The sequence below is a fragment of the Carboxylicivirga sp. genome, assembly GCF_982718395.1.
Genome location: NZ_CEXQWX010000027.1, coordinates 24,013 through 50,367, shown reverse-complemented (window position 1 = coordinate 50,367; position 26,355 = coordinate 24,013). Strand labels below are relative to the sequence as shown.

Annotated in this window: 26 protein-coding genes; 19 read left to right on the top strand and 7 right to left on the bottom strand. The window is 38.0% G+C overall.

Translation table 11 applies throughout. The features are described from left to right. From AC4MRQ_RS07490 to AC4MRQ_RS07445, 10 genes are all read left to right on the top strand, one after another. The coding region (locus tag AC4MRQ_RS07490) for a CheR family methyltransferase (protein WP_491197040.1) at positions 1-318 on the top strand (318 nt) is incomplete at its 5' end. Between the two features lie 26 nt (positions 319-344). Continuing rightward, the gene (locus tag AC4MRQ_RS07485) at positions 345-1,244 is read left to right on the top strand and encodes a sensor histidine kinase (protein WP_491197039.1); all 900 of its coding nucleotides are present in this window, start codon (positions 345-347) and stop codon (positions 1,242-1,244) included. An 11-nt stretch (positions 1,245-1,255) separates the two neighbouring features. Further along, positions 1,256-1,732, top strand: coding sequence for a chemotaxis protein CheD (locus AC4MRQ_RS07480; protein WP_491197038.1), 477 nt, complete (start codon positions 1,256-1,258; stop codon positions 1,730-1,732). Positions 1,733-1,899: 167 nt separating this feature from the next. Next, complete coding sequence (locus AC4MRQ_RS07475; protein WP_491197037.1) at positions 1,900-2,979, top strand: protein-glutamate methylesterase/protein-glutamine glutaminase; 1,080 nt, start codon at positions 1,900-1,902, stop codon at positions 2,977-2,979. 50 nt (positions 2,980-3,029) lie between these two features. Further along, complete coding sequence (locus AC4MRQ_RS07470; RefSeq protein WP_491197036.1) at positions 3,030-4,907, top strand: PAS domain S-box protein; 1,878 nt, start codon at positions 3,030-3,032, stop codon at positions 4,905-4,907. Positions 4,908-4,934: 27 nt separating this feature from the next. Next, a complete protein-coding gene (locus AC4MRQ_RS07465; RefSeq protein ID WP_491197035.1) occupies positions 4,935-5,777 on the top strand; it encodes a CheR family methyltransferase in 843 nt (280 codons plus the stop codon). A 1-nt stretch (position 5,778) separates the two neighbouring features. Continuing rightward, positions 5,779-6,600 carry a CheR family methyltransferase gene (locus tag AC4MRQ_RS07460; protein ID WP_491197034.1) on the top strand — a complete coding sequence of 274 codons (822 nt, stop codon included), beginning with the start codon at positions 5,779-5,781 and terminating at the stop codon, positions 6,598-6,600. Then, on the top strand, positions 6,600-7,172 hold the full coding sequence (locus AC4MRQ_RS07455) for a chemotaxis protein CheB (RefSeq protein WP_491197033.1): 573 nt from the start codon (positions 6,600-6,602) through the stop codon (positions 7,170-7,172). The genes AC4MRQ_RS07460 and AC4MRQ_RS07455 overlap by 1 nt, the downstream gene beginning before the upstream one ends. A 42-nt stretch (positions 7,173-7,214) precedes the next feature. Further along, positions 7,215-7,934 carry a hypothetical protein gene (locus AC4MRQ_RS07450; RefSeq protein WP_491197032.1) on the top strand — a complete coding sequence of 240 codons (720 nt, stop codon included), beginning with the start codon at positions 7,215-7,217 and terminating at the stop codon, positions 7,932-7,934. A 23-nt stretch (positions 7,935-7,957) separates the two neighbouring features. Then, positions 7,958-10,561, top strand: a complete 2,604-nt coding sequence (locus AC4MRQ_RS07445; RefSeq protein WP_491197031.1) for a PAS domain S-box protein — start codon at positions 7,958-7,960, stop codon at positions 10,559-10,561. A gap of 24 nt (positions 10,562-10,585) precedes the next feature. Here the strand turns inward: AC4MRQ_RS07445 and AC4MRQ_RS07440 are convergent, their stop codons facing one another. Further along, a complete protein-coding gene (locus AC4MRQ_RS07440; protein ID WP_491197030.1) occupies positions 10,586-11,941 on the bottom strand; it encodes a UDP-N-acetylmuramate--L-alanine ligase in 1,356 nt (451 codons plus the stop codon). A 449-nt stretch (positions 11,942-12,390) separates the two neighbouring features. Here AC4MRQ_RS07440 and AC4MRQ_RS07435 point away from each other — a divergent pair, with 449 nt between their 5' ends. Then, positions 12,391-12,846, top strand: coding sequence for a toxin-antitoxin system YwqK family antitoxin (locus tag AC4MRQ_RS07435; protein WP_491197029.1), 456 nt, complete (start codon positions 12,391-12,393; stop codon positions 12,844-12,846). Between the two features lie 70 nt (positions 12,847-12,916). Here the strand turns inward: AC4MRQ_RS07435 and AC4MRQ_RS07430 are convergent, their stop codons facing one another. Then, the gene (locus AC4MRQ_RS07430) at positions 12,917-13,267 is read right to left on the bottom strand and encodes a carboxypeptidase-like regulatory domain-containing protein (protein ID WP_491197028.1); all 351 of its coding nucleotides are present in this window, start codon (positions 13,265-13,267) and stop codon (positions 12,917-12,919) included. A 147-nt stretch (positions 13,268-13,414) separates the two neighbouring features. Between AC4MRQ_RS07430 and AC4MRQ_RS07425 the strand changes: the two genes are divergently transcribed. Beyond that, a complete protein-coding gene (locus AC4MRQ_RS07425) occupies positions 13,415-14,125 on the top strand; it encodes a ComF family protein (protein WP_491197027.1) in 711 nt (236 codons plus the stop codon). Here AC4MRQ_RS07425 and AC4MRQ_RS07420 read toward each other — a convergent pair. Together AC4MRQ_RS07420 and AC4MRQ_RS07415 are read right to left on the bottom strand one after the other, a co-directional pair. Continuing rightward, entirely contained in the window at positions 14,120-14,770 is a 651-nt protein-coding gene (locus tag AC4MRQ_RS07420; RefSeq protein WP_491197026.1) for a porin family protein, read from the bottom strand. The two genes, AC4MRQ_RS07425 and AC4MRQ_RS07420, sit on opposite strands and share 6 nt — an antisense overlap. Further along, entirely contained in the window at positions 14,763-15,464 is a 702-nt protein-coding gene (locus AC4MRQ_RS07415) for an SIR2 family NAD-dependent protein deacylase (RefSeq protein ID WP_491197025.1), read from the bottom strand. Before AC4MRQ_RS07415 ends, AC4MRQ_RS07420 begins: the two co-directional genes overlap by 8 nt. A 199-nt stretch (positions 15,465-15,663) precedes the next feature. On the opposite strand from AC4MRQ_RS07415, the gene dnaG reads away from it, so the two are divergent. The 6 genes from dnaG to AC4MRQ_RS07385 all read left to right on the top strand — a co-directional run bounded on the left by dnaG (position 15,664) and on the right by AC4MRQ_RS07385 (position 21,783). Then, positions 15,664-17,622: a DNA primase gene (gene dnaG / locus AC4MRQ_RS07410; RefSeq protein ID WP_491197024.1), complete on the top strand. Its 1,959-nt coding sequence runs from the start codon at positions 15,664-15,666 to the stop codon at positions 17,620-17,622. A gap of 16 nt (positions 17,623-17,638) precedes the next feature. Next, positions 17,639-18,160, top strand: coding sequence for a pyridoxamine 5'-phosphate oxidase family protein (locus tag AC4MRQ_RS07405; RefSeq protein WP_491197023.1), 522 nt, complete (start codon positions 17,639-17,641; stop codon positions 18,158-18,160). A 49-nt stretch (positions 18,161-18,209) separates the two neighbouring features. Next, the gene (locus AC4MRQ_RS07400; RefSeq protein WP_491197022.1) at positions 18,210-18,905 is read left to right on the top strand and encodes a hypothetical protein; all 696 of its coding nucleotides are present in this window, start codon (positions 18,210-18,212) and stop codon (positions 18,903-18,905) included. A 6-nt stretch (positions 18,906-18,911) separates the two neighbouring features. After that, positions 18,912-20,144, top strand: coding sequence for a nucleoside recognition domain-containing protein (locus AC4MRQ_RS07395; RefSeq protein ID WP_491197021.1), 1,233 nt, complete (start codon positions 18,912-18,914; stop codon positions 20,142-20,144). A 160-nt stretch (positions 20,145-20,304) separates the two neighbouring features. Beyond that, entirely contained in the window at positions 20,305-20,706 is a 402-nt protein-coding gene (locus tag AC4MRQ_RS07390) for a hypothetical protein (protein WP_491197020.1), read from the top strand. A gap of 132 nt (positions 20,707-20,838) precedes the next feature. After that, positions 20,839-21,783 carry a porin family protein gene (locus AC4MRQ_RS07385; RefSeq protein ID WP_491197019.1) on the top strand — a complete coding sequence of 315 codons (945 nt, stop codon included), beginning with the start codon at positions 20,839-20,841 and terminating at the stop codon, positions 21,781-21,783. A gap of 394 nt (positions 21,784-22,177) precedes the next feature. Here AC4MRQ_RS07385 and AC4MRQ_RS07380 read toward each other — a convergent pair whose 3' ends face one another. Continuing rightward, positions 22,178-22,492 (bottom strand): hypothetical protein, encoded by a 315-nt coding sequence (locus AC4MRQ_RS07380; protein WP_491197018.1) that lies wholly within the window; start codon positions 22,490-22,492, stop codon positions 22,178-22,180. A 377-nt stretch (positions 22,493-22,869) separates the two neighbouring features. Here AC4MRQ_RS07380 and AC4MRQ_RS07375 point away from each other — a divergent pair, with 377 nt between their 5' ends. Continuing rightward, positions 22,870-23,796 carry a hypothetical protein gene (locus AC4MRQ_RS07375; RefSeq protein ID WP_491197017.1) on the top strand — a complete coding sequence of 309 codons (927 nt, stop codon included), beginning with the start codon at positions 22,870-22,872 and terminating at the stop codon, positions 23,794-23,796. A gap of 76 nt (positions 23,797-23,872) precedes the next feature. On the opposite strand, the gene atpG is transcribed toward AC4MRQ_RS07375, so the two are convergent. Beyond that, a complete protein-coding gene (gene atpG, locus AC4MRQ_RS07370) occupies positions 23,873-24,754 on the bottom strand; it encodes an ATP synthase F1 subunit gamma (protein WP_491197016.1) in 882 nt (293 codons plus the stop codon). Between the two features lie 6 nt (positions 24,755-24,760). Continuing rightward, positions 24,761-26,344 (bottom strand): F0F1 ATP synthase subunit alpha, encoded by a 1,584-nt coding sequence (gene atpA, locus AC4MRQ_RS07365; protein ID WP_491197015.1) that lies wholly within the window; start codon positions 26,342-26,344, stop codon positions 24,761-24,763. Positions 26,345-26,355: the final 11 nt, after the last annotated feature.

The window sequence follows — 26,355 nt, the reverse complement described above, 5'->3', positions numbered from 1 at the left end:
TTGAAAAAGCGATATTTCTTAAAAAGCAAGGATAGGTTAAATCCAACTGTTCGTGTGAAACCTGAATTACAAAGAAATATTGCGCTTAAGCATGTGAATTTAATGGATAGTCACTACGATATAAGCGAAACATTTGATGTAATATTTTGTCGTAATGTTTTGATTTATTTCGATAGAGCTACTCAGGAAAAGGTAATTGGTAAATTATGTAATTACCTAAAGCCCGGAGGAATCTTTTTTATAGGACACTCCGAGTCATTATCGGGAATGAAAGTGCCGTTGGAACACATTAAACCAACAATTTTTAGGAAAATATAACTAGTCCGGAATATAAAAATTTGATTATGAGCAATTTATCTGACAAACAACTTTTACGCGAACTCAGGTTACGACTTGAAGAACGGAAAAAGTTAGATAATGAGATGAAAGAACTTTCAAAAGACTTTCAGAATGTCACGAAGAAACTCAAAGAGTCTGAAGCTTTGAAAAGTCACTTTATTTCAAATATCTCTAACGAAATTGTCAATCCGTTTACTTCAATCTTAGGTTTGTCAAAAGCTATACTTTCAGTCGAAAAAAACGATTGGAAAAAGGTGGTGTCAATGGTTGCATTAATTCATAGCGAGGCATTTAACCTTGATTTTCAATTGCGAAATATTTTCGTAGCTGCAAAAATTGAAGCTGGAGAAATCGCTCCAAATATTACAAAGGTTAATGTCCGCAGCCTGGTACAAACAGTTGTTGATTCGTTTAATATCATATCTCGCAAGATGGGGATTGATATTAAGATTGAGTTTAATATTGAGCATGGATTCGGTAAGAACTTCTATTTCAAAACAGATTCAGAAAAGCTAAAGCTAATTTTAAGCAACTTGCTGAATAACGCTTTAAAATACAGCTATAAAGACAGCCAAGTAGTTCTTAAAATGTGGGTGGATGAAGATATTCTTCATGCTTCGGTACAAGATTTTGGTACAGGTATTTCAGAAAAGAATCAGAAGATAATATTTGAGCGATTCAAACGCCTTGACTCTGGCATTAACTCTATCAATAGAGGACATGGTTTAGGTTTATCAATTACCAAAGCATTATTGGATGTGTTAGGTGGAGATATTGATATCAAGAGTCAGAAAGGTGAAGGGTCGGTATTTTCAATCGCTTTGCCGGAAGCACGTAATATCGTGGAAGGTTTTAGCGGCGACGGTAACGACGTTTTCTTTGATGACGATGATGAGATTTTTTAAGACGATGATAGATGGATAATAGATATTTGCAACATTTTCTATACCCCTCTTCATTGTTTGCTGCCAAAGACCCGTATGTTATCAAAACAATACTTGGTAGTTGTGTTGCTATTTGCCTCTGGGATAAAAAGCTGAAAATTGGCGGAATGAACCATTTTATGCTTCCTAACTGGAATGGTAATGACTTAGCCTCTCCCAAGTATGGAAATATAGCTATTGATAAGCTTGTTGAAAGGATGTTATACTTGGGTAGTGATATTAAAAACATACAAGCTAAAATATTCGGAGGAGGTGAGTTGCTGGAATCAGCAACCGGTAATTCGAATATGATTGGAGAACGAAATATTCGGGTAGCACGCTTAATGCTTGAGGAGAAAAAAATTCCGATAGTGGCATCAAGCACAGGAGGAAGAAGAGGAAGGAAGATTATTTTTTTTAATGATACTGGAGAGGTAAGGCATAAATTTCTTGAAAAAAAGGTATATTAAACACTTGTTGAATAAACAAGTATGATATAAGAAAGATTGATATCAAAAAAGTTCAATCTGAAAAGATTTTTGGGCTTCGAATAATATATTGATACATTAGAATTAATAATATTTGAAGACATTGAGAGATAGCCAGGTATTTCAGAAATTGAAAAAACTTTAAGCGCATGAAAAAAAAGATTCGAGTATTAGTTGTTGATGATTCTGCGGTTGTCAGACAGAGTTTGTCATCCATCCTTGAATCTGATCCGGGCATTGAAGTAATGGGAACGGCGGCTGATCCCATTATTGCGGTTAAGAAAATAATGAAAGAAATACCGGATGTTATAACTCTTGACATTGAAATGCCGCGTATGGATGGTTTAACTTTCCTACGCAAAATTATGTCCCAGCATCCGATTCCGGTTGTCGTTATCTCCAGCTTAACAACCGAAGGAACAGAGGTGGCCATGAAGGCACTAGAGTATGGTGCCAGTGAAATTATTGGTAAACCAGCCATGAACGCTGCACAGTTTATCAATGAATCAAAAATTATGCTGTGCGATGCTGTTAAAGCTGCCGCTCAGGTTAAGCTTAAGCGTAGAAAAATACCAACTCCTGTTGCACAGACTTCTGTTAAACCAAAGTATTCTGCCGATGTGATTTTGAATAAAGCGTCTAGCTTTAAGCAAATCATCGATACTGAAAAAGTTATTGCATTAGGTGCCTCTACTGGTGGAACAGAAGCAATACGTAACTTCCTGAAAGCACTTCCGGGCAAGATGCCTGGCATTGCCATTGTACAACATATGCCTGAAGGGTTTACCAAATCATTTGCTAATAGCCTGAATAATATTTGCGGACTTGAAGTTAAAGAGGCTGAAAATGGAGATAAACTCTATCAGGGACGTGTATTAATTGCACCTGGAAGTAAGCACATGTTACTTAAAAGAGTTGGTAAAGAATACATGGTTGAGGTTAAAGAAGGACCATTAGTTAATCGTCACCGACCGTCAGTGGATGTATTGTTCCGCTCAGCAGCCCGTTACGCTGGCAATAATGCTACAGGCATCTTATTAACAGGTATGGGTAATGATGGAGCCAAAGGATTACTTGAGCTAAAAGAGTCCGGAGCCCACACTATTGCACAAGATGAAGCCTCATCAGTTGTTTATGGTATGCCAAAAGAAGCTGTTAAGCTGGGTGCTGCTGAAAAAGTTTTACCGCTTGAAAAAATGGCAGGCTATCTGTTATCCCGTCTGGGTTAATAGCAATTTTATTAATTTTATCGCTCGTCTACACAATAAGAACAAATTGTATGGTTAAGGTCAGTATTAAGAATATCAGAAGCAGATATACATTACGAGGATTTATGCTCGGGATCATTATTTATCTTCTAACATTAATTTCGAGTACAAGTATATTTGAACATGTTAACCAGCCAGTAACATTTTATAATCTTTACAGATTCTTTCCGGGCTTATGGTTTATTACGTTTCTACCATTAATTACAGCTTTTGCCGGATATATAATAGCGGGGAATTTTGCTGTTTTTATTCGTAAGCAACGAAAACACATTAAGCAGGAAGCCAATAAGAGTGAGAAGGTATTAGAATTTGTCGATAATCTTCGTCAAGATAACTTTGAATCGGATCTAAATCTGAATCATCGTAAAGATAGATTGGCGCAATCACTTTTAAGACTTCGTGATTATCTGATCAAAAGTAAGAAAGACGAAGAACAACGCCGGATTGAAGAGGAGCAAAGAACATGGGTAACGCAGGGGTTAGCGCATTTTGGGGAGTTGCTTCGCAAAGAAAGTGATAATCTGGAAGATTTAAGTTACAACATTATCCGCTATTTGGTTGATTACATGAAGATCAATCAGGCAGGATTTTATCTTCTCAATTCAATAAATGATACCGATAAATACTTTGAGTTAAAGGCTTGCGTCGCATACGATCGGAAAAAATTTGCTGATAAACGTATTAACTGGGAAGAAGGTCTTATTGGGCGTTGTGCGTTGGAAAAACAAACTATTCATTTAACTGATATACCAGACGATTATTTAAATATTACTTCTGGTTTAGGTGATGCTAACCCAAGATCTATTTTAATTGTACCACTTAAAACCAACGATGAAATTTATGGGGTTCTTGAAATGGCTTCTTTCAAGGATTTTGCAGAATTTGAGGTTGAGTTTGTTGAGAAGATAGCTGAAAGTATAGCATTAACAATTTCATCTGTACAAAATACAATTCGAACAACTAAGCTTTTGAAGGAGACTCAAAACCAGGCAGAGCGAATGCTTCAACAAGAAGAGGAATTGCGTCAGAACCTGGAAGAGATGCAAGCCACGCAAGAAGAAAGTGATCGTCGTGAAGTGGAAATGAAAGGTATATTGGAAGCAATTGATCATGCTGCTATTAGTTCGGAGTTTGAAACAGATGGCACACTTATAAATGTCAATCAGAACTTCTTGAGAACATTCCGGTATAATCCTGAAGAGATCGATGGTCAGAATATTAAAATCTTCTTCTTTAAAGATGATGTTGCGGAAATGGATCAGATACTTACAGATTTGCGCAACGGTCATAATTTTAAAGGACGCGTACGTCGCCGGACAAAGATGGGTGATGAAATTTACTTGTTAACCACTTACACACCGGTAATCGACCATGAAGGAGAGATAATAAAGATACTTAGCCTCGAAAATGATATAACTGAGCAAGTGAAGATGGAAGAGGAATTGAAGCACAGTAAAGATGAATTGGGAGTTATGCTCGACGAGGCCAAGAAAGAGATTATCGAACAATTTAAAGAAGTTGAATCGGTTAAGATACGTAACGAAAAAACACTTGAGGGTGCTCTTGATGCCATTATTACCACCAATAAAAATGGTGAGGTTGAGTTCTTTAATGCTGCTGCAGAAAAGCTTTGGGGGTACGAAAGAAGTGAGGTGCTTGGGCAAAATGTTTCCATGTTATTCTCCGATAGCAGTATTGCTAATGATGAATTTGTTTCGGCTTTTGTAGCAACCGATAAAAACAAAATTATTGGTGAAAGACGAGAAGCTCCAATAAAGAATAAAGTTGGAAGTGAAGAGCCGGTATTATTCCTGTTGTCAGAGGCAGAGGTAGGTGAAGATCATTCATATACAGCATTTATCCAACAAGTCGAGGTTGAATTGTTTTAGATCGCCGAGATCAAAATAAGGATTAAAATGGATTTTAAACATTATCTGCAAGTGTTGAAAGAGCATTCGCCGTATGATTTTAGTAATTATTCAGATAATTCTATCAAACGTCGATTGCAAAAGGTGATAGCTGATAATGACTTGAGTATTGAGGAGTTACTTTTAAGAACTCAAAACGACAATCATTTTGTTGAGCAGTTAGTTGAAGATATAACGGTCAATACTACGGAGTTATTTCGTGATCCTGAAATTTGGCCGTCTTTTTACGAACAGTTGTACCCACAGTTAAAAGGTAAAAAGACATTTAACATCTGGCATGCCGGAAGTAGTTCGGGAATGGAAGTATATTCAAATATGATCATTCTTAACGAGCTTGGACTATTAGATCGTGCGCGAATATACGCTACAGATATAAGTAAAAGCATGGTACGCCAATGTCAAATGGGTAGCTATCAATACGAATTTAATAAGGTTCAGATTGAGCAGTTTGAGCGTATATTAAAGAAGAATCCTATTAACGGAATTTCTCGAATTGATTTTACGCAATATTTCGATTTCGATAGTGATAATGACAGGTTGAATGTAAAGGATTTCTTAAGAGATAAGGTTCAGGTAAGGCAGCATGATTTGGTGCAGGAAAAGAGCCCGTTTTACAACAAGTTTGACATTATTTTTTGTCGTAATGTATTAATTTATTTTAACGCGGCACTACAATCGAAAATATATCAGATGTTTCATAAACAACTGTATCCGAAAGGATGCATGATTTTGGGTAACCATGAAAATCTGACCGGATTTTTTAAAACAAAGTTCAAGAAGAGTGGGCCTTTATATGTGAAAACCAATGTTTTTCACTTTAAATATCAATAGCATGGCAGTAGGTTTTAATATCAGTGAAATAAGAGAGTTATCTGAACAATTAAGTGTTCGGTTAAATATGCCATTCAGACATATGACTCATTCGTTTCTAAAACGTCGGCTTGCTATGTTTTTTGAAAAGCATGGTTTTCGAAAAATCGAAAACCTATATGAAAGCATCAGACAGCCTGAATTTGTTGATGATTTAAGCCAGTTTTTCTCAATTAATACAACTGAACTATTTAGGGATGCAGGTTTCTGGAGACAATTAAGGAAGATCTTCAATGAAAAGTTTATCGCTAAAGACTGCCATGTTTGGTTTCCTGATGTAGCCTCAGGAGAGGAGTTATATAGTCTGTTGATACTTGTTGAGGAACTGAAGATTGAAGGAAATGTGCAAATAACTGTTAACCACCAATCGAAAACTGCATTGACAAATATCCAGAAGGGACTTTTATCAGTAAGGAAGATGGATACCAATGCCTATAATTATAAACGTTTTGAAGGGATAAGCAGCATTGATAGTTATTTTGTAGAGAAACCTGAAGGCATTAATTTTAAGTCTGATCGGTTAAAGAAAGTAAATTATCAGCAAGGAGGCATTGAGAATATACCTTCAAAAAAATGTGATATCGTTATTATGCGTAACAACCTCTTATATTTTACCAAAGATTACCATGTAACTATTAAGGAATTTATCGATGAATGTCTTAACAAAGGAGGATATGTATGTTTAGGGGTTAAGGAGCAATTGCCGGTGCCATATAACGATCGCTTTGAATGCATTGACAAAAAGGAAAAAATTTTTAGCAAGTTTAGTTTTTTGAGAGATTAATGATAAAACAAAGATATAAAGCAGTTGTCATAGGTGGTTCGGCCGGAAGTTTCTCCGTTGTTTCAAAATTATTGTCGCAATTAAGAGCTGACTTTCCTTTGCCTGTTATCATCTGTTTGCATCGTTTAAAGCATGTCCGGTCCGGACTGGTTGAAAGTATCCGTTTAAAATCTCAGCTTGAGGTTATCGAACCAAATGATAAAGAACAAATTGTTGGGGGGAAAGTCTATTTAGCGCCATCAAACTACCATATGTTTGTTGAATATGATGGAACCTTTTCACTATCAACAGAAGAACCTGTTAACCATAGCCGACCTTCTATTGACCATACACTTTCATCTGCCGCATATGTATATCGCAATAAATTAATTGGTGTTGTTCTGACAGGTGCCAATAAAGATGGTGCCAAAGGGATGAAAGATATTGCAGATAAGAAAGGTGTTACCATTATTCAGGACCCCAAAACATGTGAGATGGATACCATGCCCAAAAGTGTTGCCCGTATTATTAAACCTGATATGATTTTGTCTCCTGATGAAATATCAAAATATTTAAATCAATTGGCAGTTTAGTCATTTATGACTGAATAAGTTGTATTAGTAAAACTTATACAAATGAAAAAGAATCGACATATTTTCCTGTTAGGCATCTTATTTTTCTTGTTTGCACTCTGTAAATATTTGTTCTTATCGGTTGAATTATCAACTACTTTTTTTGTCTTTGAGGTATTGTCGTTTCTGGTTGTTTTGTATGTTATTTACTATGTATTAAATCATATTGACTCTTGCGTTCAAGGTTCGGAACAAGGCGGGATGGATAAAGAATGTGTTAAACGTCTTGCAGAAATAGATCGCTTAAGGAAGAAACTTGAGCAGTATGAGAACCGGAGTACTGAAGGAGCGGAGAAAAGCAATGACAGAAGTGATTTGATATCAGAAATGAAGGATAGCTTCAATGGCTATAATGAACAAGCAGCTAATGACCTGTTGAGTTGCATCATTAAACGATATGAGGTAATGGCAGCTGTAGCTTATTATCGCAAAGATGAAGTATTTGAGCCGTCAAAAACATTTGGAATAGATGAGGATGCAAGTATTGCCTCTATTAAAGAAGATGATGGAATTCATGCTCAGGCTATAAAAGATAACAAAGCGATGGAGATTACTGATGTGCCAGAGAATTATATTGTTGGTTCAGGTTCTGGAAGTTCGAAACCAATGTTTTTGTACATCTTACCATTAATAGGAGATGATAAAGAGAGTGTTGTTCTTGAGGTTGCCAGCTTTAAAAAGCTCGATCTTGAAACTGTCTGGAATCAATTGCAATTGTCTTAGTATTTACTTGTGAAAAGAAAGATATGGCTAAACTATCTAAAAAAATAAAGCAATTATCATCCATGTCGGGATTGACTGAACGTGATTGGTATTTCTTATCACTGGGACTTTTCTTTTTGCTCTTGTTGATCTGGTCTGGTTTCATGTCTTTTGACGACCTGAATTTTAGCGGTAGAAACATTGTGGTTATACACCGATCTTTATTGGTTTGGGGAATCGATTTATTAGTAGTTTCTATTCCAGTATGCATATTGGCAATAATTAATTACAACCGTGAGCAAAAAAAGAAACTAAGTCGAGAAATTGAAAGACTGCGAAAGCAATTTAGCCATAATATTAATCTGGCGGAAAAAATTGGACGTGGTGAGCTGGATGATATTGAATTAGTAGAAGGGCAATTATCTGAAACCTTGTACAATCTTGGTGCTAATCTTAGGAATACAAAGTCAAAAGAAGAAGCCTATAATTGGGTTTCAAAAGGAAAAGAACGGATCTCAGATATCCTTCGTAGCCATAATAAGGTCAATTTGTTAGCAGATGATGTAATACGTGGTATCATTGAATATTCAGGTGGGGTTCAAGGATCACTGTATCTTCTGCAAGGAAAGGAATTGGTAAATATTGCTACCTATGCGCATAATCGAAAACGATTTGAAAAGCAAATAGTTCCAATTGGTAAAGGTCTTATAGGAGATGTGGCATATGAAAAGGAATTAATCTACCGAACAGAAATACCGGATGACTACTTTCATATAACCTCAGGTTTATTAGGCGATAAAAAACCTAAAAGTCTAATCATTGTTCCCCTACTTCAGGAAGAGGAGCTGCAAGGAGTATTTGAAATTGGCTATCTTCAACCAAGCTTACCAAAACACGTACTAAAGTTTGCTGAAGAGTTGAGCAGTGTAATCGGACGGACATTTTACAACCTTAAGATTAATGAACGTACCGAGTTGTTGTTGAAAGAGTCGCAGGAAATGACGGTGACGCTCAAAGAAAATGAGAAACAATTACAGTTAAATGCGGCTGAAATGCTGGAAGCTCAGGAGGAGCTTGAGAAATCAAACAAGCTTTTAGAAGGACATATTCAGGAGGTTGAGCACGCACAGCAACGCCTCGAAGCACTTTTGACCAATGCTTCGGAGTTTATTTCTATTTATAATGAGAAGCAGGAATTGGTATTTGAGAGCCCATCCGTGAAGCAAATACTAGGTTATGGTCCTGATGATGAGGTGAGTGGTATGGATCCGGAACTTATGACCCCTCGAGGTTATAAGACAATTAATAACCTGTTTCAATATTTATTGGTTACACCTGGAGGTGAACAAACCGCTCAATATACTTACTTGAAAAAGAGTGGTGAGAAATTGTTTCTGGAAACGACAGGTAAGAACCTGTTGCATGATCCGGCGATAAAAGGTATCATTTTTAACACGCAGGATATCACTGAAAGAAAGAGGGCCGAGAAAGAGGAGCGTATGAAAAGCCGTATGCAATCGCTTTCTGAGAATTCGCCCGATATGATCATTCGAATAAACACAGGTGGTAAATTGGTTTATGTCAATCCGAAGGTAGCTGACTTTGTTGGAGTACCGTCTACCGATTTGGTTAAAAAACGGGTGACAGAATTGGATATTGATGAACGCTTCAAAGCCTACATGCTTGATTCTCTGAAGCAGATAAGAGCTGGTGAAAAACAGATTATTTCGGAAGTAGAAGTTGAGGCTGGTGAACAAGTACTGATCATGGAGATCAAAGCGATCCCAGAGTTAAATGAAGAGAAGGATCTGGAATCAGTCTTGTTTGTTGCGCACGACATGACCGAGTTTAAAAAGATTGAACAAGAAATTAAGGAGAAAAACAAAAAGATATCTGATAGTATCAACTATGCGCAGCGCATTCAAACTGCCATATTACCAGATACAAATGTGTTGCAACAGTTTTTTCCGCGTTCATTTATTTTCTATCGTCCAAAAGATGTGGTGAGTGGGGATTTTCCCTGGATGTTCAAAAAAGATAATCATTTCTATGTGGCAGCAGTTGATTGTACAGGTCATGGTGTACCGGGTGCTTTGCTTTCGTTCATTGGGTACTTCCTGATGAATAATATTGTAAATGCAAGTGCTAACGTAACAGCGGCTGAATTACTGGATAAATTGCACCTGGATGTGCGTCGTACACTACGTCAGGATCAGGAAGGATCAAATGGTCGTGATGGTATGGATCTGGCTTTGGTCAAAATCGATTTAGACTCCAATGAATTGCAATTTTCAGGTGCTCATAACCCTCTCTATTTTTTAAGCGAAGGTGAACTAACCGTCTATAAAGGTTCACGTAAAGGAATTGGTGGTAAACCTTTGGCCCGAAAAGTTGAAAAAGATTTTGAGAACCACGTTGTTCAATATAATAAAGGTGATCAATTGTTTATTTTCTCCGATGGCTTACCAGATCAGGTTGGTGGACCAAAAGGGCGTAAGTATCAATCCAAACGTATTCGTGAAGCTTTAGAAGCTGCCCCAAATCAAACAATGGCACATTTCGAGCGTCATTTCTCCAATGATTTTTATGATTGGATGGGAGAATGTAAGCAAGTTGACGATGTTCTGTTAATAGGAATTGAGTTGTAGTTTTTGCTACAACTCAATGATTAATTAAACAAGCTCATTGGCCAGGGCTTTAATATCAATACCTGAAAAGTTACCAGAAGTCATAATTAACAGGTTTTTATTAACGTAGCACTGTTGTTTAAGCCATGAAGCCAATTCTCTGGATTGAGTAAATACCTTTAGGTCATCTCGTCCAAAAGCCTTCATCACATCTTCCTTATTAATTGGCGGTAGTTTTTTATGCTCTAATACCTTCGGGTTAAAAAATACGACAGCTTCATCAGCTTCGTTCATTGTGCTATTATATTGAGGCAGAAACTCCTTGTTTAAACTACTAAACGTGTGAAGCTCCATCACAGCCAATAATTTTCGATTTTTAAATTGTTGCTTCATGGCAGAGGTTGTGGCAGCGAGTTTACTTGGTGAATGGGCAAAGTCCAGGTAGATATTGCTTAAATCATTCTTAGCCAATAATTGCAAACGTTTAGCTGCACCTTTAAAGCTTTGCATCGAAGTAAAGAACTGATGATCATCGATTCCTAACTCTTTGCATACCAACCGGGCACCATTCATGTTTTGCAGGTTGTGATCGCCAAAAACCAACATTGAGTAGTGTTTGTCGTTCCAAACCACATTGGTTTGTCCATCCACATTCTCATGTGGAAGTGTATTGTATGCCTGTGTATTCAACCGTGGCTTAATGGCAGTGGTAATTTTTTCCAATTCAGGATCTTCATCAAAATATACCAATGTACCATCATCCTTAATACTATCGGCAAAGATGCTGAACTGACTGATATAGCCCTCCCAGGTTGGAAATACATTCATATGATCCCAGGCAATGCCGGTTAACATGGCTACATGCGGTTTATACCAATGAAATTTGGGTGTTAAATCAATAGGGGATGACAGGTATTCATCACCCTCAAAAACTGCAATTGGAGCTTCGTGTGTTAACTTAACCATGGTATCAAATCCCTCCAATTGCGCCCCTACCATATAATCAAAATCCATGTTCAGGTCCTTGAGAACGTGCATTACCATTGCTGTCGTAGTCGTTTTACCATGACTGCCCCCTATCACTACCCGCTTTTTATCTTTAGTTTGTTCATAAAGGTATTCAGGGTAAGAATAGATTTTAATGCCCAGCTCTTGTGCTTTGATCAGTTCAGAATTATCCTTTCGGGCATGCATACCCAGGATTATCGAATCTAACTCTTTGGTTATCATATCCGGGTTCCAGCCTTCTTGCTTAGGTAATAAACCATGTTGCTTAAGCCTTGACTTGGAAGGCTCAAATATCTCATCGTCTGAACCAGTAACTACAAAACCTTTTAAATGAAGGGCAATGGCCAGATTATGCATGGCGCTGCCTCCTATAGCTATAAAATGAACTCTCATATATCGTGTGTTTTTTGCCTGTAAGGCTAATAAGGTAAATATATAGAAAGTTCTCCAGAAGGCTACGTCCAGATAAATGAATAATCAGTTTTGCTATTGGGTCGACTTATGAATACATCCGTTGATAAGTATTGAAGAGAAGCGTGTTTTTCTGATAGAAGTGGTTTAAAGGCTATACTTGTTCTTCGAACATGATTTATACACAGAATATTGCAGTGTTAAGTTGGATGAAGGTTCAGTTATTGTTGATAAAACTTATAACCTGGTTGATCGATGTCTCGTGGAAGTATTTTAAATGCTTTGCAGCAGAAGTTAGCTGAAAGATTACTTTATTGTCAATTTAATGTTAACTTTGTGTTAACGAATAAAGGTTTTCGTACGTAGTATTGATACGAAGAGTATACACACAGGACTTTTGGGATTAGTATAAACGTTAAAAAGGAGGCCTTATGAAAAAGTTAGTATTAGTCATTGCAATGGTTGTGGGTATTATTTCTTCCAATGCCCAGTTAACTGAAAGAGACGGTAAATTTTACGACCAAAATAATAAGCTTTACTCAGGAACCTATGTTGAGTATTTCGATTCTGGAAGTAAAAAAGTAGAAATGACAGTGGTTGAAGGCATGAAGCAAGGTCCATCAACATTGTATTTCGAAAATGGTAAAATTAAGGAAGTACGATCCTATTCTGGTAACATGATGGACGGAACGTGGCTGACTTATGATACCAAAGGTGTCAAAACGGGTGAGGCAAACTATAAGTCCGGTAAAAAGCACGGTAAATGGTTCATTTGGGATGAAAATGGCACAAAACGCTACGAGATGTCTTATAACGATGGTGCCAAAGATAGCACTTGGACAATATGGGATGAATCAGGAAAAGTAGTAGGGAAGAAACAATATTAGAGATCAATAAGATTTCAATAATAAAAAAGGCGACCGTTAAAGTCGCCTTTTTTATTACTGGGAGTGTAATTTACAAATCAGACTTAAGCTTAATTTGTAATTCCTTATCATTTTCTGTATTCACCGATATTTTTTCCTCAGTTTTGTATGATATATAATTGGTAGTTACTGTATAGTCACCAACTGTAACATCATTAAACTGGAAGTTTCCATCAAAATCGGTATAAACAACTGTATTTATTTCTTCTAAAACTACCTTCACTCCAACAAGGCTTTCACCTGTTGCAGCATCTGTAATTGTTCCAGAAATAGAGGTAGTTAGTTTTGCATTGGTTTCTTTAGTGGTTCCTTTTTCTTTGGCTTCAATGTTTGAGAATCCAATTAATAAGGTAGCTGCTAGTAGTATAATTTTCGCTTTCATCATTTTCCTGTTTTGTTCGTTAACAAAAGTAGAGGGGTAATGTTACTTAATCGTTAAGGCCAGTTTATATGATGATTAAGGCTTTGTTAATTTTTTGTGCTTGAACTTTTTAGAAAGGATGAATATCTTGTTATAAATATGTATTAGATGAACATATCCAAGCCATTTGGAAATATTGCCACCGCTGTCCTGGAATTATTCTTCCCTCCAATTTGTACCTCGTGCGGAACACATTTGTTTAAGAAAGAGGTGGAGATCTGTCAAATGTGTATTCACCGTTTGCCCCGCACTTATTTTGAAAAACGCCCTGACGAAAACAAAATGTCGTTACTGATGTGGGGGCGTTGTCATTTAGAGCATGCTTTCTCATTATTCTATTATAAAAAGGGTGAACTGGTGCAGCGTTTGCTACACGAAATAAAATATCGACGGAATATAGAACTTGGACGTGAATTGGGCCGTCAGCTGGCGAAGGTGATTCGCCAAACAAAACCTGAAGAATATGACTGTATAATTCCGATTCCTCTCCATCCACGAAAATTAAAGTTACGGGGTTTTAATCAGGCAGAGATAATTGCAGAAGGAATGGCAGAGATATTATCTGTTACATTGGAAACAAACAGTGTTCAAAGAAAGGTTCATACAGATTCGCAAACAAGGAAGGGACGTTTTGAAAGGTGGCTAAATGTTGAGAATATTTTTAGTGTCGCCAATGCGAGCGAACTCGCAAACAAACATGTACTTCTTATTGACGATGTGATTACAACCGGCTCAACAATGGAAGCCTGTATTAATGCAATTAATGAGGTTGATGGCACAAAGGTGAGCATTGCTACTATTGCATGCGCTGGCTTATAAGAGTCGATTAATTGAATAATACAAGGTCACAACAAAATTATTATTGTACTGACCTGGTTTGCGACTCAGCCAATGCGGTTTGGGATTGTAAACAGGAATCTCACCATCGAATGGAATACGAATCCGGTTGATAGAATACAACAATCTGGCATTGATCCATAAATGCTCATTAAAATGATAGTTTAAGCCAAATACAGTAGCCCATTCTGTACCTTGAAAAGGAACAGGATCTGAGTTTGGAAGATCTTCAACAGGCGTACCGTCTATTTCTTCCTGACTATCAAGCAAGGCTCCAACAGAAATGCCTGCTTCACCCGAAAACTTTTTGTACTGATAGCGAGCCACCAATGGGAACTGGATATATGACAAATGTATTTTGTAATCGTCTAACCTTCCTTTGTCCGGTTTTGGAGCTTCGCGACTTCCCTTTTGAGTATAAGCAATATCTAATTGGATGGTCCATTTATCGGAAATAGGACGGTAAACAAAACCACCAACGTTAATACCAACCTTATTAAACCCGACATAACTATCACCATCAACTTGCGAAAAAGAGGTTCCAAGAAGTGGCCCTGCTCTAAAATCCTGAGCTTGCGAAATAATTGTTGAAATGAAAAAGATAAATAGGATTATATATTTATGCATGGCTTGTTGAGGTTAATTTGGTAATTAATTGTTGTACGCCAACCGTACCTTTTTCCTGTATAAATGTAATATTTTTAGAAGGAGTAAAGGCTGGTTGATGAGGGTCAATGATGTAAATAGGTTTTTGTGGGGGTACATAATTGAGCAATCCGGCAGCAGGATAAACATTTAAGGAAGTGCCAACAACCACAAATATATCAGCTTGTTCAACAATCTCAATAGCTGTTTCAATGGCAGGAACCGCCTCACCAAACCAAACGATATGAGGGCGTAATTGGGCCCCTTTCTCACAGGTATCTCCCCATTTCAATTCCCAACCATCCAATTCATATACAAGTGATTCATACTTTGTGCTGCGCACCTTCTTTAGTTCACCATGAAGGTGCAATACTTTTGAACTTCCGGCCTGCTCGTGCAGGTCATCCACATTTTGCGTGATGACATGAACATCAAAAAACTCTTCAAGCCTTGCTAAACCTAAATGTCCGGCATTGGGTTTACACTCAAGTAATTGCTTTCGTCGCTGATTATAAAACTCCAGAACCAGATGTGGGTTTCTTGCCCATCCTTCAGGACTAGCGACCTCTGTTACATCGTGATTCTCCCATAATCCATTATTATCTCTGAAAGTTTTAATACCACTTTCTGCACTAACTCCTGCCCCTGTTAAAACAACTAACTTCTCTTTATCCATAAATATTTAAATTAATGGCTCCTACCTTATCTTCTTAACCATTGCCAGATGACAAAGTTGATTTGCACAGATAAAAGTAAATGAATTGCATGAGTATTCAAACCCTGTATTAACCGCTTCCTGCAATTAATTTATATAAATTAATGCCTATTTTTCTATCTTTGTGCACTGCTCAAGACACTACTAATAATTCCTATAAATGATAGATCAGGTTACAGTTGATAAAGTTCTGGAAACGGCCAATAGCCAAATTATTGAGGTTGTTTCAGACTATGTGACACTGCGACGGAGAGGAATTAATTATTTGGGTAACTGCCCGTTCCATAACGAAAAAACGCCATCGTTCACTGTATCACCCCATAAAGGTATTTTTAAATGCTTTGGGTGTGGCGAAGGAGGTAATGCGCTTAATTTTGTAATGAAGCATGACCAGCTTTCCTTTGTGGATGCTATTAAGTATCTGGGTAAGAAATTTAATATTGAAATTGAGGAAGAGGAATACTCACCTGAGCAGTTGAAGCAGAAGAATGAACGGGAGAGTATGATGGTGCTGAGTGAATTTGCAGGTCAGTATTTTAGTAAGAACTTGACAAGTACTGACGAAGGCAAGTCGGTTGGATTAAGTTATTTCAGGAGCCGGGGATTTCGCGATGATATCATAGAGAAGTTTCAGTTGGGATATTCGCCCGAGCAGCGCGATGCCTTAACAAAAGAGGCTCAGAAGCAAGGCTACAAGATCGAATACCTGGAGAAAACAGGATTGACGGTAGTAAGGGAAAATTATCAGGCCGACCGGTTCCGGGGGCGCGTGATGTTTCCTATTCATAGTCTGGCAGGTAAGGTCATTGCCTTTGGAGGCCGTATACTTAAAAATGATAAGAAGACCGCTAAGTACCTTAATTCACCGGAGTCGGAGATTTACCACAAGAGTCGTGTATTATACGGCATTTATCACGCCAAACAGGAAATCACCAGACAGGATCGATGTTACCTGGTAGAAGGTTACACTGATGTGTTGTCGTTTCATCAGGCAGGAATCAGCAATGTGGTAGCTTCGTCAGGCACGGCCTTAACTTCTGATCAAATCAGGTTAATTGCACGCTTTACTAAGAACATTACTATAATTTATGATGGAGACCCGGCCGGATTAAAAGCATCGTTACGAGGGATTGATCTGGTGCTGGCTGAGGGTATGAATGTGAAAGTGCTTCTTTTACCAGAAGGAGAAGATCCTGATACTTTTGCCAAGGAACGTAATGACGAGCAACTAACGCAATATATCGATGAGCATCAGCAGGATTTTATAAAGTTTAAAACATCACTTTTGCTTGCTGATGCACAAAACGATCCCATTAAAAAAGCGCAGTTGATTCAGGATATTGTTCGCAGCATTTCCATTATACCGGATAGCATTACCAGATCGGTATATGTGAAGGAGTGCAGTACCTTGTTGAAGGTAGATGAGCGTGTATTAATGCAGGAGACAGGTAAGCTACAAAAGAAAAAGCAGGAGGAGGATTTCAGAAGAAGTGCACCGCGACAGTACACCGGAGGTCAACAAGCAACATCAGCACACACTACCGGACAGGCTCCGACTCCTCAGCAAACAACAACTGCCAATCCACTGGAATTGGAAGAGCGAGAAATATTACGCTTTTTGGTGAAGTTTGGTGAACGACCGGTTAATCCTGAAGAAGAGAACCCGGTATCGGTAGGTCAATATATTTTACACGAATTGAAGCAGGATGACTTGTTGAGTGCCAATCCGCAATACAATAAAATGATGGAGGCTTACGGAGCAGTTTGTGAAAATACAGAGCTTCCTGCCCTGAAGTTTTTTGTCAATAATGCAGACCCGGACTTAAGTCGTTTGGCATCCGATCTGGTAGGTAAGGAACATGACTTGAGTCGTATTCATCACAAATTTGGTGTGGTGACTAATGCAGAAGAGAAGTTACCTGAATTAGTTCCAAAGATTGTGATGGAGCTTAAATGGAAAAAAGTAAAAACCGTACTCAAGGAGAAAAGACAACAGTTGCAACAGTTGGAGGCATCGGGCAGTATGGAAGAGATGATGGAGTTGATGCAGGAACTAAGTACCTGGCAGCAGGTGTTGTCTCACATATCAAAAGAACTGGGAGGAAGAACAATTGTATAAATGCTAATTTATAGATATGCAAACATTAAATCATACCGATAAGGAAGTTATTGAAGCTATCATTTTAAAAGCCAACATCTGTTTTGTGGGGGTGGTTGATCAGGAAAACAAACCTTATGTGCTGCCGATGAATTATGGCTATAAGGATAATGTAATTTACCTGCATTCGGCTCCGGAAGGACGTTTGATCGATATAGTAAATAACAATCCGAATATTTGCATTTCCTTTTCAATAGATAATGAGTTGGTGTTTCAGCATCCGGAGGTGGCATGTAGTTATCGTATGACATCCAAAAGTGTGGTGGCAATGGGCAAGGTGCAATGGATTGAGGATATGGACGAGAAGCGGGAAGCTTTGGATATTTTGATGAAGACTTATAGCGAAAAAGAATTTAAATATAGCGATCCGGCCGTACGTAATGTCAAGATGTGGAAGATTCCGATTGATGAAGTAACGTGTAAGGAATTTGGTGCTCCTCATGATGAGTATAAACTAAAGCGTAACCTTGAGGAGTTAAAAAAGCATCCGGGTCAATAAACTTTTATAAATTAGTAGACGATTATTCACTTTAATGATATACAACTGAATGCGAACCTCTCAACTCTTTTCGATTATTCTTTTGGGAATTAGTTTGGCAGTCAATGCTCAAGATGAAGTTTTCAAATCTTATAAGACAATATACTCGCAAGGCTTTAATAAAGACAAATCAATGGTTGATTTTGATTTTTCTGATGGCTCAAAGTGGTTGATCAGTAAAATTGGAAAACCTGGTAAGTCGCTTAAATGCCTGGGAACCGGAGCTTATCAGAATCCTTTTGAGGGGCCTTCCATATTAGCGATATTAAAAGGCATTGAGCTGAAAGATTTTGTGGTGGAGATGGACATTGTTCAGGACGGTAAGGACTTTAGTTTGCTTGACTTTTGCATCTTTTTTGGAGTTAAGGACACGGCCAATTATTGCTATGCCCAAATTGCCAGCAGTGCTGATAAGAAGTGCCACAACGTATTTATGATCAAGGGAGACAAGCCAAAGCGAGTTGGAGAAGTGAAGGACGAAGGTGTGATATGGCACATGAAAGAGTGGCAACATATTCGTATGGAACGCACTTCGGCAGATAAAATGGTAAAGGTTTATTTGGATGAGCAATTGGTTCTGGAATGTGCAGACGAACAGTTTGACGCCGGGTTGATCGGTTTTGGCTCAACAAAGAGTGCTATTAAAGTGGATAATTTTAAGGTGAGTGCTCCTTCATACGAAACTTCAGATAAAACTTTTTTCTAAATCTATATGGCACTTAATTATCTGTGGATAGCATTTTTTATTGTGGCCTTTATCGTTGGCCTGGCTCGCCTGATTTTCTTTGGTGATATTGATGTTTTTCCGCAGATGATGAATGCAACCTTCGACAGTGCCAAAACCGGATTTACCATCTCACTTGGGTTGACAGGTGCACTGACACTTTGGATGGGACTAATGCGCATTGGTGAAAAGGGAGGAATGATCAATGTGATGTCCCGATTAATAGGACCCTTCTTTAGTCGATTGTTTCCCGAGTTACCGAAGAATCATCCCGCTTACGGGAGTATGATGATGAATATTGCTGCTAACATGCTGGGGCTTGATAATGCAGCCACACCTGTTGGACTGAAGGCGATGCAAGAGCTGCAATCGACCAATAAAAGTAAGGATACAGCTTCTAATGCACAGATCATGTTCCTGGTGCTTAATACCAGCGGGCTAACGATCATTCCGATTAGCGTGATGGCTATTCGGGCAACGAAATTAGCGGCCAATCCATCCGATATATTTTTACCAATTCTTTTGGCAACATTCTTCAGTACCATTGTGGGTATTATCGCTGTTTCGCTGGTACAGCGCATTAATCTGTTTGATAAAGTGATCCTTGCCTATATTGGTGGATTCACTGCCTTGGTTGGTGGATTTATATATTATCTGAATTCCCTCAGCAAAGAAGAGGTGAATACGGTTTCATTGCTGGGAGCTAACCTGCTGTTATTTTCCGTTATTATCACCTTTATATTAATGGCCATTCGTAAAAAAGTAAATGTTTATGATGCATTTATTGATGGAGCCAAAGAAGGATTTAATATAGCGGTTAAAATCATCCCATTCCTTGTGGCTATTTTGGTAGCCGTTGGTGTTTTCAGAGCATCCGGTACTATGGATTTTCTTTTAGAAGGAGTGCGTGCTTTTTGTGTCTTTATTGGTATGGATACGCGCTTTGTGGATGCCTTACCCACCGCCTTTATGAAACCTTTAAGTGGTGGTGCTGCCAGGGGTATGATGGTGGATGCAATAAATGCCTTTGGAGTGGACTCATTTGCCGCCAGAGCAGCCAGTACTATACAGGGCTCAACCGACACTACTTTTTATGTATTAGCCGTGTATTTTGGTTCGGTAGGCATTAAACGAACACGGCACGCGCTTACCTGCGGTTTAATAGCCGATTTTGCCGGCATAATTGCTTCGATAATGTTGGCTTATTTGTTTTTTGGTTAGTGAGATTGGGCTTCTTCCAATAGTCAAAGAATACTTAGATTATTATTCCTTTATAGATATTCTGATGCAGTATTGACGAACTGTAAAATTTCTTTGATAAAATGAGATTCACGAAAGGTTACATTGAAGTATTTTTATTGCTGAATTAATCAAGCCTCTTATGAATACTACAGACTATTTCAAATTACAAACCAAGAAAGACATTTTGTACCTAAAACTTAAGAATCGCTGGAATAATCAAGTCGCTGAAGTTATTGGGGATACATTTAAAAGACAATATGCCGCGGCTGTAGATGGTTTTAATGGTCAACCTTTTTACTCATTGATTGAAATGGCACCTGAGTTTAAACCAGTCGATTCGAAAGTGAAAGAATTGATGAGTTTCGGAATGAAATATTCCAATACACATAACCTTGTGCGATCGGTTCAAATAATGCCTGATGCATTGCAACGATTGGGTTTGCAAGACGCAGCTCAAAATGCCAATCACAACGAATATAGAATTGTTGTTGACTCATTGGAGGAGGGGTTGAAAAAGATTGAGGAGTTAAAAGGAGTTTAGTATAGTTCAACAAGCCTAAATGATGAAAGGCTTACGGAAGGTGACTTTAATAAGAATGTCGTAAAGCGATTGCAGCGGATATCTTTATATATTTGATTGCACTAATTGTCGTGTTTCTAACCTCATACAACAATGAAATATCATCTTTTACTGTTTGTGTTGATTTATTCTTTTTGTTATGCTAATGCACAGGATGAATCAACGAATCGCCTTAAAATTATAGACTTCCATGTTGGCCCAAGTTTTAGCAATTTTATCAATACCGAGGCCCCACATAAAAGTTTTTTGATGCTTTCGGAGGATGAATATATTTTAACATCAGATCCTGAATCGACTTTTCAGAATTATGATGCCAGCATTACAAAAGATATCCGGTATAGCATCTCTTTAGGCCTTGGTTTCGAATATAGCTTAAAAAAGAATTGGAGTGTTTATGCATCTTTTAATTATGAGGGAAAAGGCATTAACCTGGATGATTCGAATTCTCAATATGAAGAACATCATTACGAGAGTGAATCGCAGGAATATACCATCCAGGAAATGACTTCGGAAAAAACCAAGGTAAAGCTATCCAATAACTATCTGACGATGCCCGTTCTAATGAGAAAGTACTTTACTGATAAGCAAACTTTTTATCTGCAAGGAGGTATGTACCTTGCATACTTATTGAAGTCGGAAGGTAATATCTCTCTTCAAAAAGCAGAACAAACTTCGTTTTTACAATATAACGGATTCGGAAGTTTTAATGATGAAAATACGACTAGTTATTTTTCATCCTTTGATGTAACAATTGATGATAAGGATAAGGTACACACTGCGAAATTTGATTTTGGTCTTTCGTTTGGAACTGGCTTGAGATTGCCGCTAAACGATCAGCTATACTTTAAAGCCGACCTACTTTTTAACTTTGGGTTAAAATCCATTGATAGCTTGAATAATAATGAGTATGCAGAAAAGGATTTTCCTTCTTCAAGCGGATATTCTACAGCATTTCAGTCAAAAAACTATTATGGGCTTAATTCTAAAGCTAAAAATATCAATAGTGTATTAACTGTTGGAGTTGGGATTAAATTGTAAAGGTTTCTGGTAAGCAAAGTATCATTATTAGCTATTGCCGCAAGCTTCTTCGACATCGCCGCGCTCTGCGGCAGTATAGAATAATGATTCAGCAATAAAGAATAATCGTTCGGCGATACAGCCGCAAGACAATTCCGTGTCGCCGAGGGCTTCGGCAGAAGGGAATATTTATTCTCAGGTGTAGCCGCAAGTCTCTTCGACGTTGCCGCGCTTTGCGGCGGTATGGAATAATGATTCTGCGATAGAGAATAATCGTCCGGCGATACAGCCGCAAAGCAATTCTGTGTCGCCGAAGGCTTCGGCTAAAGGGAATAATTGTTCTTCGGTAGCCACAAAGCTATTATATATGGAAGGATTAAAAAAAGCACTGCCGAAACTCAGTGCTTTTATAGGATTAGTTGCGGAACTTCCGCATCTTTTTAACAATTTCACTGTCCTTGCCTAGGATACCAGAAATCAGGTCAGCAGCATCTGATGCTGCTTTATAGGCAATATCCAATTTTTCATTGGCTAACTTGGTGGCATCTTTGGCTGCAGCCTGTGCTTTTTGCTGCTGCAGTTCGGCCTGGTCGCAAGCCGTCTTGTTTTCACTTAATTCTGTAATTTTTGCATCGGCTGTATAGCCTTTTGTTGCTAATGTTTCTTTTTCATCGTTTAATAGTTCGATCATTTGTGTAACAAAGTCTCTTTTTTTCGATTCGTTCATCATTTCTTAGGATTTAATGGTGAATAATTTTTCTTTAGTGTTTCGGATGTACTATTAAGAAAGTAATTATTATCGAAAGTACAAAGAGAATTATAAAACTTAATTCAAGTATCCACTGATTTAAGTTATTTATGATACCCTACAACAGTTCAATCTAAAATTGTTAATAACTTTTTGCATCCCTTTTGTGCAGCGGACTTCGGTGTGTACTAGCAGATTGTATCAAATGAAATATTATTGATGAATCGAGAATTATTGGTTAGTTTCGGATATTTTACAAAATGGGAGATTATATTTTAGTTATATGTACCTATTTAAAATGGAACCAAATCTTTTGTAGCCTAACAATCGAAAATCTAATTAATAATTAAATATTTGAAATGAAATTAAGTGTATTATTCTGTTTTTTAACTTGCTCTTTAGCTGTAATGGCGCAATATGATGTGCCAAAAAAGGAGTATTGTGATGAATTAAAAAATCGAACTCTTGCCATTGAGTTACTCGAAGGAAATAGTGAAACTGTAACCAACCTTAATAAAACTCTTAAAGAGGTTTTTACAGATGAGTGGAAATGGTCGGGGATTGAGTTTTTAAGTAAGAGCGAGATAGATAATATTCTGGACTCAAAAAATACAAATTACTTTGTGCTTCGTCAATCAAGCACTGCCAAAGAGGATATTAGACGAGGATATATCGATAAGTATGGACGACGAAGTAATGTTGGTATTGGAAGTTCGTATTCATATGTAGCATTTTCTTTTGCTTATTATGATTTCAACTTGTTAATGCCTACGAATAAAAAGCCAATAAAAGTAATGGATGTTGGTTTAGCTAATGGGGACCTTGCCAGGATTGATTTTTTGTATGTAGCACAACAGTTGAACAGGCATATTAAGGCTTCAATCGATGAGGTAGGAATGAAAGAGTTCTATAATATAGAGCGTAATATTGAGGCATGTAAAAATAAGAAGATTATCATCTTACAGGATTTTATTAAAGGGAAAGAAAGAGCAAAAATTGGCAACTACTACAAAGGTGAATATGAGCTTGTTGATTATAATGCCTATCAGGATGTTATCTTAAAACAAACTCCAGGTAATGCTTACGTTAAAATAATTTGGTCAAATCAGCATAAGCTTTATGTATGGGTTGTTGCTGATGCTGAAACGGGAGAAACCTTGTCGTTATTATCATTCGGAGGTGTTAAGTTCGGGCACAATCACAAAGCCAATGATATCATTAAGGTGAAGCACTTTCAATATATTGATTTTAAAAAAGGACAAAAATTTAATGATAAATACAACTAATAGTAAATAGATTGTATTTTAAACAAAAAAGCCACCTCAAGGTGGCTTTCCTATATTTTGATACTCAATTCTTTTTCTACTTCTGCAACGCCTCTGCTCCTCCAACAATTTCTAAAATTTCAGTGGTAATAGCTCCTTGACGGGCTTTATTGTATTGAAGTTGCAATTCACCTAGCATTTCAGTGGCATTATCTGTTGCCTTGTGCATCGATGTCATACGAGCTCCGTGTTCCGATGCCAATGATTCCAAAATAACGCGGTAAAACATGGTTTTAAGTGCATCAGGTATTACCGTTTTGATAAAGGTTGTTACATCTGGCTCAATAATGTAATCTGTTGGAATAATACTTGCCTCTTCTGCACTGGGAAGTTCCATTGGCAGAAATTGCTCAGAGCGAATGATCTGCACAGCAGCATTTTTGTATTCATTATAAACCAACACCACCTTATCATAGGTTTTGCTGCGGAATGCTTCCATTAACTCCGCTGCTATTTCAATTACATTTTCAAAACTGGTTTCTGAATACACATCGTTAAAATCCTTTGTTACATTTAAGCCACGTAACTTAAGGATTTTCTGAGCCTGCTTACCAACAGCAAAGATGTCAACATTACCGGCATCATTTTGCTGTTTGAAATTAACCTTACAAAGCTTTTCTACCTCCTTAATCACATTGGCATTAAATGCCCCGCAAAGTCCACGATTTGATGAAACAGGTACGATCAGAATTTTATTGGGTTCGCGTACCTCAGACCAATCCAACTCAAACCCTTCTTCCAATGAGCCGGATAGTTTAAATATAATACCAGCCAGCCTGTCTACATAAGGGCGAATGTAAGAAATATCATCCTGCGCCTTTTTAAATTTAGCAGCCGACACCATTTTCATGGCACTGGTTACCTGCCGGGTGGTTTTTACCGAATTAATGCGAATACGTATGTCCTTTAAACTTGGCATAAGCTATTATTCTTCGGTTAAGTATTTGTGAGCAGCTTCGCTGGCAAGAGATTTCAACTTAGCAGTGATTTCATCGTTATATGCACCCTTTTTAATTTCAGTTAATAAATCAGGGTGACTGATCTGCAGATTTTCAATAAATTCTTTTTGCCACTCTTTAACCTTGTCGGCAGGTACATCCTTCAAAAGACCTTGTGTACCACAGTAGATTAATGCTACTTGTTCTTCAACTTTTACAGGCTGATATTGTGGCTGCTTTAATAGTTCTACGTTCTTACGTCCCTTATCAAGCACCAGCATGGTTGCCGGATCAAGATCAGAACCGAACTTGGCAAAAGCTTCCAGTTCGCGATATTGTGCCTGGTCAAGCTTTAAAGTACCGGCCACCTTTTTCATTGGCTTGATTTGTGCACTACCGCCTACACGAGATACTGAGATACCTACGTTGATTGCCGGACGAACACCTGAGTTAAATAGGTCACTCTCCAGGAATATCTGTCCATCGGTAATTGAAATTACGTTTGTAGGAATATATGCAGATACATCACCAGCCTGTGTTTCAATAATCGGCAAAGCAGTTAAAGACCCTCCACCTTTTACTTTAGAACGAAGTGAATCTGGCAAATCATTCATCTGGGAAGCAATCTCATCTGATTCGATGATTTTGGCAGCGCGTTCTAATAAACGGCTATGCAAATAAAATACATCACCCGGATAGGCCTCCCGACCCGGTGGACGACGTAATAACAAACTCACCTCACGATAGGAAACTGCCTGTTTTGATAAATCATCGTAGATAATTAAAGCTGAACGACCTGTATCACGGAAATACTCACCGATTGCTGTTCCTGAGAATGGTGCGTAAAACTGCATAGCTGATGGATCAGCAGCAGGAGCAGATACAACAGTAGTATACTCCATTGCTCCATGTTTCTCAAGCGTATTTACGATTTGAGCAACCGTACTTCCTTTTTGACCTACAGCCACATAAATACAATAAACAGGTTCGCCATCATCGTAGAATGATCGCTGATTAATGATTGTATCAATAGCAATAGCTGTTTTACCAGTCTGTCGGTCACCAATAATTAACTCACGCTGACCACGGCCAATAGGCGTCATGGCGTCGACAGCTAAAAGACCTGTTTGTAAAGGCTCCTTTACCGGCTGACGATAAATTACCTGCGGAGCTTTACGTTCCAAAGGCATCTCAAAGGTTTCGCCCTGAATCGGACCTTTACCATCAATTGGTTCACCAATGGCATTGATGACACGGCCAACCATGCCTTCGCCAACATTGATAGAAGCAATACGCCCGGTTCGTTTCACTAAATCGCCTTCTTTAACAGCTTGTGATGAGCCAAATAGCACAACCCCAACATTGTCCTGTTCAAGGTTAAGTACTACACCCATACATGAATCCAACTCAACCAATTCGTTGGCCTTAACATTGGTGAGTCCAAAAACACGGGCAATACCATCACCCACCTGTAAAACAGTTCCTACTTCTTCCAGGTCAGTTGACGTTTGGAAGCCTGCAATCTGTTTTTTTAATAAATCCGATACTTCAGCCGGTTTTATCGTGTCCATCCGAAATCAAT

Excerpts from the sequence above, each read along its gene's own strand:
- AC4MRQ_RS07485 (WP_491197039.1), top strand. The coding sequence starts at position 345 with ATGAGCAATTTATCTGACAAACAACTTTTACGCGAACTCAGGTTACGA.
- AC4MRQ_RS07480 (WP_491197038.1), top strand. The coding sequence starts at position 1,256 with ATGGATAATAGATATTTGCAACATTTTCTATACCCCTCTTCATTGTTT.
- AC4MRQ_RS07475 (WP_491197037.1), top strand. The coding sequence starts at position 1,900 with ATGAAAAAAAAGATTCGAGTATTAGTTGTTGATGATTCTGCGGTTGTC.
- AC4MRQ_RS07470 (WP_491197036.1), top strand. The coding sequence starts at position 3,030 with ATGGTTAAGGTCAGTATTAAGAATATCAGAAGCAGATATACATTACGA.
- AC4MRQ_RS07465 (WP_491197035.1), top strand. The coding sequence starts at position 4,935 with ATGGATTTTAAACATTATCTGCAAGTGTTGAAAGAGCATTCGCCGTAT.
- AC4MRQ_RS07460 (WP_491197034.1), top strand. The coding sequence starts at position 5,779 with ATGGCAGTAGGTTTTAATATCAGTGAAATAAGAGAGTTATCTGAACAA.
- AC4MRQ_RS07455 (WP_491197033.1), top strand. The coding sequence starts at position 6,600 with ATGATAAAACAAAGATATAAAGCAGTTGTCATAGGTGGTTCGGCCGGA.
- AC4MRQ_RS07450 (WP_491197032.1), top strand. The coding sequence starts at position 7,215 with ATGAAAAAGAATCGACATATTTTCCTGTTAGGCATCTTATTTTTCTTG.
- AC4MRQ_RS07445 (WP_491197031.1), top strand. The coding sequence starts at position 7,958 with ATGGCTAAACTATCTAAAAAAATAAAGCAATTATCATCCATGTCGGGA.
- AC4MRQ_RS07440 (WP_491197030.1), bottom strand. The coding sequence starts at position 11,941 with ATGAGAGTTCATTTTATAGCTATAGGAGGCAGCGCCATGCATAATCTG.
- AC4MRQ_RS07435 (WP_491197029.1), top strand. The coding sequence starts at position 12,391 with ATGAAAAAGTTAGTATTAGTCATTGCAATGGTTGTGGGTATTATTTCT.
- AC4MRQ_RS07430 (WP_491197028.1), bottom strand. The coding sequence starts at position 13,267 with ATGAAAGCGAAAATTATACTACTAGCAGCTACCTTATTAATTGGATTC.
- AC4MRQ_RS07425 (WP_491197027.1), top strand. The coding sequence starts at position 13,415 with ATGAACATATCCAAGCCATTTGGAAATATTGCCACCGCTGTCCTGGAA.
- AC4MRQ_RS07420 (WP_491197026.1), bottom strand. The coding sequence starts at position 14,770 with ATGCATAAATATATAATCCTATTTATCTTTTTCATTTCAACAATTATT.
- AC4MRQ_RS07415 (WP_491197025.1), bottom strand. The coding sequence starts at position 15,464 with ATGGATAAAGAGAAGTTAGTTGTTTTAACAGGGGCAGGAGTTAGTGCA.
- dnaG (WP_491197024.1), top strand. The coding sequence starts at position 15,664 with ATGATAGATCAGGTTACAGTTGATAAAGTTCTGGAAACGGCCAATAGC.
- AC4MRQ_RS07405 (WP_491197023.1), top strand. The coding sequence starts at position 17,639 with ATGCAAACATTAAATCATACCGATAAGGAAGTTATTGAAGCTATCATT.
- AC4MRQ_RS07400 (WP_491197022.1), top strand. The coding sequence starts at position 18,210 with ATGCGAACCTCTCAACTCTTTTCGATTATTCTTTTGGGAATTAGTTTG.
- AC4MRQ_RS07395 (WP_491197021.1), top strand. The coding sequence starts at position 18,912 with ATGGCACTTAATTATCTGTGGATAGCATTTTTTATTGTGGCCTTTATC.
- AC4MRQ_RS07390 (WP_491197020.1), top strand. The coding sequence starts at position 20,305 with ATGAATACTACAGACTATTTCAAATTACAAACCAAGAAAGACATTTTG.
- AC4MRQ_RS07385 (WP_491197019.1), top strand. The coding sequence starts at position 20,839 with ATGAAATATCATCTTTTACTGTTTGTGTTGATTTATTCTTTTTGTTAT.
- AC4MRQ_RS07380 (WP_491197018.1), bottom strand. The coding sequence starts at position 22,492 with ATGATGAACGAATCGAAAAAAAGAGACTTTGTTACACAAATGATCGAA.
- AC4MRQ_RS07375 (WP_491197017.1), top strand. The coding sequence starts at position 22,870 with ATGAAATTAAGTGTATTATTCTGTTTTTTAACTTGCTCTTTAGCTGTA.
- atpG (WP_491197016.1), bottom strand. The coding sequence starts at position 24,754 with ATGCCAAGTTTAAAGGACATACGTATTCGCATTAATTCGGTAAAAACC.
- atpA (WP_491197015.1), bottom strand. The coding sequence starts at position 26,344 with ATGGACACGATAAAACCGGCTGAAGTATCGGATTTATTAAAAAAACAG.